Genomic DNA, 11,063 nt, shown 5'->3' on the forward strand with positions numbered 1-11,063 from the left:
CCCGTTTGCTATCCTCCTGGGGTCGGGCAACCGGATAGTCCGGTCAAAATGCGTGCTTGATGTGATCAAGACTGCATTCGGTGATAGACTTGTCCCCCCTCGAACAATGAATCGCAATGACGTCAAACCGGAAGGACGGAATATGCCGAGAATCGTTCTGTAAATACTCTAAGGCCAGTTCCCTCAGCTTCTGCCTTTTTCTCCACGTGACCGATTCAGCAGCTGTGCCGAATACCTGCCCGCTCCTCGTCCGAACCTCCACGAACACGAGTTCCTCTCCGTCGATCGCTACGAGATCAATCTCTCCGCGCCGCGTACGAATATTGCGCCCAACGATTTCATATCCGCTCTGTAGAAGATAGGCCTCTGCCATCCTCTCTCCCCGCTGTCCCAGTGCAGCTCGGCTGTCGCTCACCCGTTGCTTTCCCCTCCTTTGTCCAGACGATATACGAAAGCGAGGACTTCTGCGACGACCTGATACAACTCAGGCGGAATTTGCTGGTTGAGATCCAGCTTACCCAATACCTCTACCAGCGACGGGTCTTCCTGTACCGGGATGTGGTTTTCCTTTGCCGCCTTCAAAATATTTTCGGCTACGTACCCCTTCCCTTTCGCCACCACCTTGGGAGCTTCCATGGTACCTGCCTGATACTTGAGTGCGACCGCCTGCTTTCGTTTGCTTTCCGATTCCTTGGGCTGACTCATACCCGCAGATCCACTCCTTTGTACTCAGCCAGCCATGTCTCTTTGACTCCGGCAGCGGCAGACGACTTCGCACGCTGTTCGGGAATGGATTGGACCCGAACGGCAGAAAGCTGGTAGCCGATGTCCTGCAGCTGCTGTGCAAAGCGGTCCTTCATCCCGTGCACAATCGGTTCTACCCAGGAGGTATCGTTGAATATTTGCAAATTGACGATTCGATTGACAATACTGACATCGATCATGGTCGTACCCATGGTCTTCAAGTCGAGGTGGAAAAAAAGCCGGCAATTTTCTGCGTCGATCTGTCCGCCGCCTCTTTTTTTCGATTCGATCTGAACGTAAGCCGTATCCTCCCCTTGAGCGGAACGTATGGGGATTTGCATAACGATTTGGGAAAGGGCTTGGCTGCTCGGCTGGACCATCATGAGCTGTTGGCCGGTGACTTGCTGAAGCAACTGGTCCGCCGCTTCCCGCAACGCGGTCGGCACGGTGTGAGCCGGCGCCTGGATGACTTGCAGAAGCATGGACTTCACCGATTCCATCTGACCCAAGTGTCGGGCATCCGGCAATGCTCCAGGCAGTGACTGTCCCAGCAAGTCGCGTTCATGGGCGATACCCATCTGGCGAAACAGCTCCTGAATCGGATGATTGCCTGGGGGGACTGCTGAAGACTCCTGATTCACCAACACTCCCTGCTGATTCAGGCTCACGTACTGCCCGTTCCCTGTTGCCTGCGGCGCTTTGGCTGATTGCTCCGCTACCCCAGCCCCTTCGCGGTTGGCTGCGAGTGGCAACGTAACCGGGACAGGCTCCTCTCTCCCTGGGGCTGAGAGGCCTGCCGTCGCTTGAACCGCATTTCGGTTTTGGCTGGCTCCTGACAGAGCGCTTCCACTATTTTGCGGCTCAGCTGCACTCGCTGTTTTCGATGGTACGGACTCCAGTTGCCCGCCTTGTGCGCCGGGCAGCTGAGCGGATGGATTCGGAACCGTACTGTTTGGGGAAACGCGCATCGCCTCTCCGGAAGATGGGCCTTGCAAAGCGGTTGCCCCTGATGTGGGAGCAAGCGAAATGGTTTTCGTCGTTCCATCAGCGGTTTGTGACAGCACTTGTCCATTCTGGGTGTTTGGACCAGCAGGCGCTGGAGTAGATCGATTGCCATCCTGCTGTGCCAAAGGAGAGAGCGGAGTGGTATCCTCTGCGGCGGACAACGTTACGGGCAATGCTGCCACTTTTTCTCTCAAAAGCGAAACCAGCCCTCGAAGAGCTCCATTGGTCTGGCCCGCCTGCGTTTGCAACATTGCACCCGTGGCCTGGCCTGGCTGCCCCCCCGCTGTTTCCTCTCCCAGAAATGCGGATGATTGCTGCAGAAAGGCTTGGATTGCCTGGCTGATCGGCTTATCGGACAGAAACGCTTTCAGACCTGCCACCGCATCGGGGGTAAGCGGCAAGTTTCGCTTGACCGCGATCATGAAAGCTTCCAGTGTGGCGTCGTCGGTGCCAAGTCGAGCGGCCACAGCCGTAAAGGCTTGAACCGTTTCTTTGTTGACGGGCAAATTGGCATTCATCAGCGCCGTGACAATCGCCTTGCTTTCTTTTGTGTCCGGCAGCCCCAACGTGCGAATCAGGCTTTCCAGCGATGCCTCTTTCCCTGCCCCATCGCCCGCGGTGTCGAGGACTTTCAGTGTAACGACATCGGAAGAGGGCTGAACCTGGAGCCAAGCCTTTTGACCTTCCTCCAGCCTTGCCTCCAGCTTCGCCTGCACCTTCGTGCCGCCAATCTGCACCAGCGCCATGTTGTCCGGATACAGCTTGACCACGGTTCCTTTGAACACTTGCCCCTCGGTCAGCTCGACAGGCTTCGGAGCGGAAATCGGCGTGCGCTGCACCAATGATTGGATCAGTTGTGACGGGGAAAACATAGCACTTCACCTCTCGAAAGGCCATCAAACGGGCGAGATCACGCCTGCTTTTTCACGCCGGTAAAGGTCATCCGATGGATCGGGCTGGGTCCGTAGCGTTCAATCGCAGCCAAATGCTCGGCCGTTCCGTAGCCTGCATGTTTTTCAAAGCCGTACGCTGGATAGTCTCGTGCAAACTCCGCCATCATTCGGTCGCGGGTCACCTTGGCTACAATCGAGGCTGCCGCGATCGACACGCTTTTTCCGTCGCCGCCGATGATCGGCACTTGCTCACAGGAGAGCCCCGTAAGCTGAACCGCATCGATCAGGCAAGCATCTGGAGCAAGATCAGCCGCGACAATGGCCTTGTGCATCGCTTCCTTCGTAGCGTTCAATATATTGATCGCATCGATGCGTGCGGCGTCCACGACTCCGATCCCGATGGCCGCTGCATCTCGAAGAATGATTTCATAGTAAGCCTCTCGGGTGGCTGCCGGCACTTTTTTCGAATCGTTCAGACCCGGCAAATAAAAATCCTCGGGCAAACAGACAGCCGCTGCCACAACCGGCCCCGCCAGCGGTCCTCGGCCGACCTCGTCCACTCCGAACAAATGGCGGTAGCCCTTGTCCCGCAGCGCGCACTCATACTTCGTCATTTCAGCCCACTGCTGCGCGAGCTTCTCTTGACGCTGAAGTGCGGCTTCATGCCGGCGAGCGAGCTCCTGCACTCCTGCCCGCTTGTCTTCCTTCAGCCATTGTAAAAAATCTTTGGGCAACTCGTCCAATTTTTCGAGCATCGCCTTTATTTCCTTTATCGACAGTTCCGCGATGTTCATTGAATCATTTCTCCTTATGTACCATCTTGAGAACGGAAAATCGGCCACGCTTGTTTACCCGGTGGCTTTCCCGCGTAAAAAAAACCGTCTACCACCGAAATGATAGACAGGTTTTCGCATATGCTCATTCCGACAACGAGAGCGGCTTGCCGATGGGCTCGTCCATCTCCCAGTCGACGGGGCGCTCCACGGACACCTGGCCCAGCTTTCCTGAGCGCAGCTCCCGCAAAAAGATCTCCGCCGCCTTGTCGTAGTCGATATTTCCGCCGGATACCAGACAGCCGCGCTTCTTGCCGATTTCCTCGAGCATGGCCACCTTGTCTTCCGGCAGCTCCTTCAGCTTGAAGCGCTCCAGCAGCCGCTCCGGATAGTAGTGCATCATGTAGCTGATCGCGAACAGCGCCACTTCCGTGAAGTCGATCAATTCGTCCTTGATCGCCCCGCTCGCAGCGAGTCTGAGCCCGACCATCTGGTCCTCGAACTTTGGCCACAAAATCCCGGGTGTATCCAGCAGCTCGAGAGTATCGCCCATTTTGACCCATTGCTGGGCTTTCGTTACCGCAGGGCGGTCACCCGTCTGCGCGACAGCCCGCTTGGACAGCCGGTTGATCAACGAAGACTTTCCGACATTGGGAATACCGAGGATCATGATTCGGATTGCCCGTGCCTGCATGCCGCGCTCCGTTCGCTTGGCCAACATCTCTCCAGCCAGCTCACGGCAAAGCTCCGGCAGCTTGCTGACGCCTTTCCCGCTCAAGGCGTCGATCGGCAGCGTACGGATCCCTTGCTCGCGGAAGTAGGCCATCCATTGCTCGGTGACCTGATCATCTGCCAAATCGGCTTTGTTCAACAGGATCAGTCTGGGCTTGTCGCTGACGATTTCGTCGATCATCGGATTGCGGCTGGACAACGGAAGCCTTGCATCCAGCAGTTCGATGACCACATCGATCAGTTTGAGTTTTTCCGTCACTTGACGGCGGGCTTTTGCCATATGGCCAGGAAACCATTGAATTGTCATGTTGTTCACCTACCTTGCAGCTTGCTTGTTTGCCTTATTTCGTCATACGCATGTCCGCTAACGGCCAAAAGGTAAACTCGGCACGTCCCACGACCGTGCTGATCGCAACGGGCCCGATCATCCTGCTGTCGCGGCTGTTCGGACGGTTGTCGCCCATGACAAAAATATGGTCGGCCGGTACTTTCACAGGGGGAAAGTCGCTTGTGAATACTGTCCCGCCTTCTTTTTTCCACGCTTCCTTATGCTGTGCAAGATACGGTTCTTCTACCAGCTTCCCGTTGACGAACAGCTGATCCCCTTTTGCCTCTACCGTATCTCCTGGTACTGCGATGACCCGTTTGATGTAATCGCGCGTAGCCTCCGCATGAAAGACGATAATGTCGCCCGGTTTGGGATCTCCCATATAATAGATTGCCTTATTGACAACCAATTTTTCATTGTTATGTAAGGTGGTTTCCATGGACTCGCCCTCCACGATAAAGGGGGCGAATAGGAAGGTCCGGATGAGAAATGCCAGTACTATCGCAATACCCAGCGCACGGGTCCATTCCCAAATCTCGTTTTTCTTGGCGCGGGTGGAGGTAACTTCTTCACTCATGATTCCGATCCTCCCGTGTTGGCTCGTCCATCGTGTCGTCTTCAGACCTTGGCTATGCCAAGCCAAATCAATCCTGCTTTTTGGTACAAATGGAAAAAAGAGGCCTGGCTAGCAGACCAGTCCTCTTTCCTATGCGTCATCAAACGCTTATCGGCGGATTTCTTTAATGCGAGCTGCTTTACCCACGCGATCACGCAGATAGTACAGTTTCGCACGGCGCACTTTACCATGACGCACGATTTCGATCTTGTCGATCTTAGGCGTGTGTACTGGGAAGGTACGCTCAACACCTACACCGTAAGAAATCTTACGAACGGTGAAAGTCTCGCTGATACCAGTACCACGACGGCGGATAACAACGCCTTCGAAGAGCTGAATACGCTCACGCTGACCCTCGATAACCTTTACGTGTACACGAACGGTGTCACCAGGTCGGAACGCAGGAATGTCCTGTTTCAATTGCTCTTTTTCCAATTCGCGAATTACTTGGTTCATTTGAATTCCCTCCTTCCGATCAGACGTTCTTACTCGTCTACCACTGGATGGCTCAGCGCAAATGCCTGAGATACGAGTAGCGGACCGCCTTAGTCAGCGGGCAAAATTGCCACAAGAAGTATAATAACACATTGGGCGACAAACGACAAGGCAATATCTACGGTTTGTCCCCCATTTTTTTCTCATTGTCGAGCTCGTCCAGCAGCTTTTTCATTTCGTCCGTCATTTCCAGCTTGTGCAGAAGGTCTGGCCTGCGCTCGCGGGTGCGGCGCAGCGATTCCTTCAGGCGCCATTTTACGATATTGGCATGATGCCCGGAGAGAAGGATGTCCGGCACCTTCCAGCCGCGGAAATCGGCAGGTCTGGTGTAATGAGGGTATTCCAATAGACCCGTGGAAAAGGAATCTTCCTCCGCCGACGTCTGGTTGCCGAGAGCCCCAGGCTGCAGCCGCACCACGCTGTCGATGACGACCATGGATGCCAGTTCGCCGCCTGTCAGCACATAATCGCCGATCGAGATTTCGTCTGTGACCAGATGCTCGCGGATGCGCTCATCGTAGCCTTCGTAATGGCCGCAAATGAATACGAGGTGCTCTTCCTGGGCCAGTTCTTCCGCGAGCTTTTGATGGTAGGGAACGCCTTGCGGGCACATAAGGATAACCCTTGGCTTTTTCTCTCCCGTCATCGCCTCCACAGCGCGAAACAGCGGTTCCGGCTTCAAAACCATGCCGCCCCCTCCACCGTATGGAGTATCGTCTACCGTTCCGTGCTTGCTCTCTGAATAATCGCGAAAGTTGGTCACGTGAAAATCCACGATTCCTTTTTCGCTGGCTTTTCCCAGAATGCTGCTGGACAAAACCCCCGTAAACATCTCGGGGAAAAGCGTAAGAATGTCTATGCGCATGCGAGTTCGTATCCTCCCTACAGCAAGCCTTCCATGAGGTGGCAAACCACTCGTTTGTTCGCGACGTCCACGTGTTTGATGCAGTCGTCGATATAAGGCAGCAAAATTTCTCCACGCTTGCCTTTTACGACCCAGACATCATTGGCACCTGGCTGCATGACGTCCACGATCTTGCCAAGCTCTTCTCCCTCTTCCGTGAACACGTCGCACCCGATCAGCTGGTGGATGTAATATTCGTCCTCCTCCAGCTCCATGAGCGCTTCTTCCGGGATTTTCAGCTCGCCGCCCTTGTACTTTTCGATGTCGTTGATATTCGTATACCCATGAAAGCTCAAAATCTCAAAGCCCTTATTATGGCGGCGAGTCGCGATTTTCAATTTCAGCGGCTCAGCGAGAGTCGGGTGGAACAAAAACAGCTCGCTCCCTTTTTTGAACCGTTGATCGGGAAAATCCGTCGTGGAAATGACGCGCACTTCTCCGCGCAAGCCGTGGGTATTGACCAGCTTCCCCACACCGTAGTAACGCTTTTCCAATGCCTTCAATCCTCCATACATGCCTGGGTATCTGTTTTCGTGCGAATTTCATGCACCCGGCCGTCTTTTATCATGATTTCCGTTCCAGCCATGATTTCATCCCAAACATCTCCGATTTGGACCGTCACGGGACTTTGCACGGTCTGAAAGTCCAGCTCGCTTCCCACCGGCACGCTTGCTGCCTGCTCGAGCTGAAGCTTCAAGAGATCGATTTTTTCCTTGCGCTGCTTCTCTTCCCGAGCTACTTTTTCTTGTGCCAGCGCATATGTATCGGCTGATTTCTTCCGCGCGTCAGCCAGGATAAGCTTTGCTTGAAACTGCCACTGTTCCCATTCGCTCTGGAGCATGTGTATTTGCTTCTCATAGTGCTCCACCAGCGCTGCACGGGACGCTTCCGTCATGATGATCTTGACCTGTACCGAACGTAATATCGTGACCATGGCGCCACTCCTCTCGGTGATCGATCGATCCACAACAACCGCTCTCATAGGAAAAAAGACTGGGATTGCTCCCAGCCTTTTCTCAAACAATTTCAACCGTGACCCGCTTGTCCGTTTCCACGGATGCGGCCATCACGACTGTCCGCAGTGCCTTCGCAATTCGGCCTTGCTTGCCGATGATCTTCCCCATATCATCGGGGTGCACCGACAATTCAAAGACGAGAATGCGCTCTTTATCCACTGCGTTGACACGAACCTCATTCGGATGATCGACGAGAGCTTTTGCGATCGTTTCGACCAGCGCTTTCATCATCAGACCTCCAGATGACCGACTTACTTGCCGTATTTGGTTTCGTGTACTTTCGCGAGAACGCCCTCTTTGGAGAGAAGGTTACGAACGGTATCAGTTGGAGCTGCACCATTCAGGATCCATTGAACCGCTTTTTCGGTATCAATTTTCACCACTGCCGGTTGAGCAACCGGATTGTAGTAACCGATTTCTTCAATGAAACGGCCATCACGCGGGGAACGGGAGTCAGCTACTACTACACGGTAGAAAGGAGCTTTCTTGGAACCCATGCGCTTCAGACGGATTTTAACTGCCATGTTGTGTCACCTCCTGTATGGATCAACGCGAGAATCACTTCGCGTTGGTGCTTCTATATCTGAACCATCGCGACCCCTGAAGAATCAGCGGCGCGAAGAGATCATGCAAACTCATTTGAACGGCGGCTTGAAGTTGAACGGAAAGTTCATGCCACCCTGGTTTTTGCCGCCTTTGCCCATGAACGGAAGGCCGAGACCGCCTTTTTTCTTCGACTTTTTCATCATCTTGTCTGCGGCTCCGGAGAACTGCTTCATCATCTTCTTCATTTCTTCGAATTGTTTGATGAACCGGTTCACTTCCTGAATGCTGGTCCCGCTGCCGCTTGCAATGCGCTTGCGACGGCTTGCGTTGAGCAATTCGGGATTGGCCCTCTCCGCTTTCGTCATCGACTTGGCGATGGCTTCCACGCGGGCAATCTGCTTCTCATCGACGTTCATCTTGCCCTTCATCTTGTTCATTCCGGGCAGCATGCCGAGAATGTCTTCAAAGGGGCCCAGATTGCGGAGCTGCTGCATGGAGTCCAGGAACATGTCAAAGGTAAACTCTCCTTGACGCATCTGGCGTTCCATGTCGCGCGCCTTTTCTTCATCGACGGATGCCTGCGCTTTTTCGATCAGGCTGAGCACATCACCCATGCCCAAGATCCGAGATGCCATGCGATCCGGATGGAATGGCTCCAGCGCGTCCAGCTTCTCACCCATCGCCGCGAACTTGATCGGCTTGCCGGTGACCGCTTTAACGGAGAGCGCGGCCCCGCCTCGGGTATCGCCATCGAGCTTGGTGAGAACGACACCGGTCAGCTCGAGCTGGCTGTTGAAGCTCTCTGCGACGTTGACTGCATCTTGTCCCGTCATCGCATCGACGACCAGCAAGATTTCATCGGGCTTGGCTACCTCGCGAATCTGCTTCAGCTCATCCATCAACGCTTCGTCGATATGCAGGCGTCCTGCCGTATCGAGAAGGACGACGTCGAGATTGTTCTCCTTGGCATGTGCGATCGCTTGCTTGGCGATTTCCACCGGGCTGACCTGGTCACCGAGTGTGAAGACAGGCGCTCCGATTTGTTCTCCCAAGACTTGCAGCTGTTTGATCGCAGCAGGTCGGTAAATGTCTCCCGCCACCAAGAGAGGCTTCCTGTTTTGTTTTTGCAAATACTTGGCCAGCTTACCGGTCGTGGTCGTTTTCCCGGCCCCCTGCAAACCCGCCATCATGATGACGGTCGGCGGCCTGTGAGCCATCGTCAGTTGAGCGACACTGCCGCCCATCAGCTCGACCAGCTCTTCATTCACGATCTTGATGACCATCTGGCCAGGCGTCAGGCTTTTCATGACATCCTGACCGACTGCGCGCTCCTTGACGCGAGCGACGAAGTCTTTCACTACTTTAAAGTTCACATCTGCTTCCAGCAGGGCCAGTCGAACTTCGCGCATCGCCTCGTTGACGACGGTCTCGTCAATCTTGCCTCTGCCTCGCAGTTTGTCAAACGCGCTCTGCAGCCGATTGGCTAAGCTCTCAAACGCCATGCGAGCCCTCCTAATCCATCTCTGACAGTTGGTGCAGCAAAGTGTTCAGTTCGTCTCTTGTCTCGCCCTCTGCTAGGGACTGCAAAAGCTCCTGCATGCGGTTCAGCACGGCCATGCGCTGTTCATGCTTTCTTGCGAGGTGGAGCTTCTGGTCGTATTCGAACAGCTGCTTCTCCGCCCGCTTGATGTGGTCATAGACAGCTTGTCGGCTGACCTCGTGCATTTCGGCGATCTCTCCGAGGGACAAATCATCCAGATAGTACAACTCGAGATATTCGCGCTGCTTGCCCTTGAGGAGCGGGGCGTAAAAATCAAACAAGAGATTGACTTGATTGGTTTTCTCCAGCATGGGACCCAATCCTTTGCTTTGAGGTACTCGACTGTGACCTGTAAAGACTTTTTCTTTACAGCACGTAGATTATAGTACCCAATTCCACACCCAGTGTCAAGCTTTTTTGTTGACATCATTTTTTTCGTTCGTTTTTGCTCGAATTACGCCTCGTTTTGCTCTTCTCCGACTTCCTGCTGGATGAGGCCCGCGAACAGGGCGTGGACAAACTGTTCCGGATCGAAGCGTTGCAGATCGTCCATTTTTTCGCCCAAGCCGACGTACTTCACGGGAATGTTCAGTTCGTTCCGGATCGCGATGACAATTCCGCCCTTTGCCGTCCCGTCCAGCTTGGTCAGGACGAGTCCGGTCACGCCAGCAGACTGGCCAAACGTCTTGGCCTGTGAAAGGGCATTTTGTCCCGTAGTGGCGTCCAGCACGAGCAATACTTCATGCGGCGCGCCCGGAAGCTCCCGCGCCAGGACGCGGTGCACCTTAGCCAATTCTTCCATCAGATTGACCTTGTTTTGCAGACGGCCGGCGGTATCGCACAGAAGGACATCCACCTGGCGTGACTTGGCTGCCTGGATGGCATCGTAGATGACCGCTGCCGGGTCGGAGCCCTGCTGCTGCTTGATGACATCGACGCCGACACGCTCTCCCCACACTTCCAGCTGTTCGATCGCGGCAGCGCGGAACGTATCGCCCGCTGCGAGCAGTACCTTTTTGCCTTGCTGCTTGAACATGTGCGCCATTTTCCCGATGGTGGTCGTTTTCCCTACGCCGTTGACTCCCACGAACAGAATCACGTTCAGACGGCCATCCTGCACATTCAGCTCCGTATCTGCCGCTTCGTCGTTCTTGAGCAGGGCGACCAGCTTTTCGGAGAGGATCGGCTGCAAGTCCATGGCGTTCTCGATCTTTTGCTTGCGCACTTCCACGCGCAGGTCGTCGATCAGCTCCATGACGGTACTGACGCCGACGTCCGAGGTGATCAAAATTTCTTCGAGCTCGTCGAAGAAGTCGTCATCGATTTTTTTGTAGCGGCGGACCAGATCCTCCACCTTTTCCACGAGCAAGTCGCGGGTCTTGGCCAGTCCGTCCGTAAACTTCTGGGTCACTTCTTCCGATTTTTGTACGATCGCGTCGCGAAGGCGCTTGAAAAAGCTCATGTTCATCTT

At 54.5% G+C, this 11,063-nt stretch carries 15 protein-coding genes; all 15 read right to left on the reverse strand.

What is annotated here, in order from left to right; all coding sequences use genetic code 11:
- Window positions 1-43 precede the first annotated feature (43 nt).
- The gene (locus RGB73_RS17755) at window positions 44-415 is read right to left on the reverse strand and encodes a YraN family protein (protein WP_310764052.1); all 372 of its coding nucleotides are present in this window, start codon (window positions 413-415) and stop codon (window positions 44-46) included.
- A complete protein-coding gene (locus tag RGB73_RS17760) occupies window positions 412-705 on the reverse strand; it encodes an EscU/YscU/HrcU family type III secretion system export apparatus switch protein (RefSeq protein ID WP_310764053.1) in 294 nt (97 codons plus the stop codon). The genes RGB73_RS17755 and RGB73_RS17760 overlap by 4 nt, the downstream gene beginning before the upstream one ends.
- A complete protein-coding gene (locus RGB73_RS17765) occupies window positions 702-2,621 on the reverse strand; it encodes a hypothetical protein (RefSeq protein WP_310764054.1) in 1,920 nt (639 codons plus the stop codon). Before RGB73_RS17765 ends, RGB73_RS17760 begins: the two co-directional genes overlap by 4 nt.
- A 38-nt stretch (window positions 2,622-2,659) precedes the next feature.
- Entirely contained in the window at window positions 2,660-3,436 is a 777-nt protein-coding gene (locus RGB73_RS17770; protein WP_310764055.1) for a ribonuclease HII, read from the reverse strand.
- A gap of 124 nt (window positions 3,437-3,560) precedes the next feature.
- A complete protein-coding gene (gene ylqF, locus RGB73_RS17775) occupies window positions 3,561-4,454 on the reverse strand; it encodes a ribosome biogenesis GTPase YlqF (protein ID WP_310764056.1) in 894 nt (297 codons plus the stop codon).
- Between the two features lie 34 nt (window positions 4,455-4,488).
- Complete coding sequence (lepB, locus tag RGB73_RS17780) at window positions 4,489-5,052, reverse strand: signal peptidase I (protein ID WP_310764057.1); 564 nt, start codon at window positions 5,050-5,052, stop codon at window positions 4,489-4,491.
- A 147-nt stretch (window positions 5,053-5,199) separates the two neighbouring features.
- Window positions 5,200-5,547, reverse strand: a complete 348-nt coding sequence (rplS, locus tag RGB73_RS17785; RefSeq protein ID WP_023557202.1) for a 50S ribosomal protein L19 — start codon at window positions 5,545-5,547, stop codon at window positions 5,200-5,202.
- A gap of 157 nt (window positions 5,548-5,704) precedes the next feature.
- Window positions 5,705-6,451 (reverse strand): tRNA (guanosine(37)-N1)-methyltransferase TrmD, encoded by a 747-nt coding sequence (gene trmD / locus RGB73_RS17790; RefSeq protein WP_310764058.1) that lies wholly within the window; start codon window positions 6,449-6,451, stop codon window positions 5,705-5,707.
- Between the two features lie 17 nt (window positions 6,452-6,468).
- Window positions 6,469-6,984 carry a ribosome maturation factor RimM gene (gene rimM / locus RGB73_RS17795; protein ID WP_310764059.1) on the reverse strand — a complete coding sequence of 172 codons (516 nt, stop codon included), beginning with the start codon at window positions 6,982-6,984 and terminating at the stop codon, window positions 6,469-6,471.
- 5 nt (window positions 6,985-6,989) lie between these two features.
- Window positions 6,990-7,424 carry a YlqD family protein gene (locus RGB73_RS17800; protein WP_310764060.1) on the reverse strand — a complete coding sequence of 145 codons (435 nt, stop codon included), beginning with the start codon at window positions 7,422-7,424 and terminating at the stop codon, window positions 6,990-6,992.
- A gap of 82 nt (window positions 7,425-7,506) precedes the next feature.
- The gene (locus tag RGB73_RS17805) at window positions 7,507-7,734 is read right to left on the reverse strand and encodes a KH domain-containing protein (protein ID WP_049738737.1); all 228 of its coding nucleotides are present in this window, start codon (window positions 7,732-7,734) and stop codon (window positions 7,507-7,509) included.
- Window positions 7,735-7,757: 23 nt separating this feature from the next.
- Window positions 7,758-8,030 (reverse strand): 30S ribosomal protein S16, encoded by a 273-nt coding sequence (gene rpsP, locus RGB73_RS17810; RefSeq protein WP_005834322.1) that lies wholly within the window; start codon window positions 8,028-8,030, stop codon window positions 7,758-7,760.
- A 111-nt stretch (window positions 8,031-8,141) separates the two neighbouring features.
- The gene (gene ffh / locus RGB73_RS17815; RefSeq protein ID WP_310764061.1) at window positions 8,142-9,554 is read right to left on the reverse strand and encodes a signal recognition particle protein; all 1,413 of its coding nucleotides are present in this window, start codon (window positions 9,552-9,554) and stop codon (window positions 8,142-8,144) included.
- Window positions 9,555-9,564: 10 nt separating this feature from the next.
- The gene (locus RGB73_RS17820) at window positions 9,565-9,903 is read right to left on the reverse strand and encodes a putative DNA-binding protein (protein WP_310764062.1); all 339 of its coding nucleotides are present in this window, start codon (window positions 9,901-9,903) and stop codon (window positions 9,565-9,567) included.
- 143 nt (window positions 9,904-10,046) lie between these two features.
- Complete coding sequence (gene ftsY / locus RGB73_RS17825; protein WP_310764063.1) at window positions 10,047-11,054, reverse strand: signal recognition particle-docking protein FtsY; 1,008 nt, start codon at window positions 11,052-11,054, stop codon at window positions 10,047-10,049.
- Window positions 11,055-11,063: the final 9 nt, after the last annotated feature.

The sequence above is a fragment of the Brevibacillus brevis genome (assembly GCF_031583145.1).
GTDB classification, from domain to species: domain Bacteria; phylum Bacillota; class Bacilli; order Brevibacillales; family Brevibacillaceae; genus Brevibacillus; species Brevibacillus brevis_E.

Excerpts from the sequence above, each read along its gene's own strand:
- RGB73_RS17760 (WP_310764053.1), bottom strand. The coding sequence starts at position 705 with ATGAGTCAGCCCAAGGAATCGGAAAGCAAACGAAAGCAGGCGGTCGCA.
- RGB73_RS17765 (WP_310764054.1), bottom strand. The coding sequence starts at position 2,621 with ATGTTTTCCCCGTCACAACTGATCCAATCATTGGTGCAGCGCACGCCG.
- RGB73_RS17770 (WP_310764055.1), bottom strand. The coding sequence starts at position 3,436 with ATGAACATCGCGGAACTGTCGATAAAGGAAATAAAGGCGATGCTCGAA.
- ylqF (WP_310764056.1), bottom strand. The coding sequence starts at position 4,454 with ATGACAATTCAATGGTTTCCTGGCCATATGGCAAAAGCCCGCCGTCAA.
- lepB (WP_310764057.1), bottom strand. The coding sequence starts at position 5,052 with ATGAGTGAAGAAGTTACCTCCACCCGCGCCAAGAAAAACGAGATTTGG.
- rplS (WP_023557202.1), bottom strand. The coding sequence starts at position 5,547 with ATGAACCAAGTAATTCGCGAATTGGAAAAAGAGCAATTGAAACAGGAC.
- trmD (WP_310764058.1), bottom strand. The coding sequence starts at position 6,451 with ATGCGCATAGACATTCTTACGCTTTTCCCCGAGATGTTTACGGGGGTT.
- RGB73_RS17800 (WP_310764060.1), bottom strand. The coding sequence starts at position 7,424 with ATGGTCACGATATTACGTTCGGTACAGGTCAAGATCATCATGACGGAA.
- RGB73_RS17805 (WP_049738737.1), bottom strand. The coding sequence starts at position 7,734 with ATGAAAGCGCTGGTCGAAACGATCGCAAAAGCTCTCGTCGATCATCCG.
- rpsP (WP_005834322.1), bottom strand. The coding sequence starts at position 8,030 with ATGGCAGTTAAAATCCGTCTGAAGCGCATGGGTTCCAAGAAAGCTCCT.
- ffh (WP_310764061.1), bottom strand. The coding sequence starts at position 9,554 with ATGGCGTTTGAGAGCTTAGCCAATCGGCTGCAGAGCGCGTTTGACAAA.
- RGB73_RS17820 (WP_310764062.1), bottom strand. The coding sequence starts at position 9,903 with ATGCTGGAGAAAACCAATCAAGTCAATCTCTTGTTTGATTTTTACGCC.
- ftsY (WP_310764063.1), bottom strand. The coding sequence starts at position 11,054 with ATGAGCTTTTTCAAGCGCCTTCGCGACGCGATCGTACAAAAATCGGAA.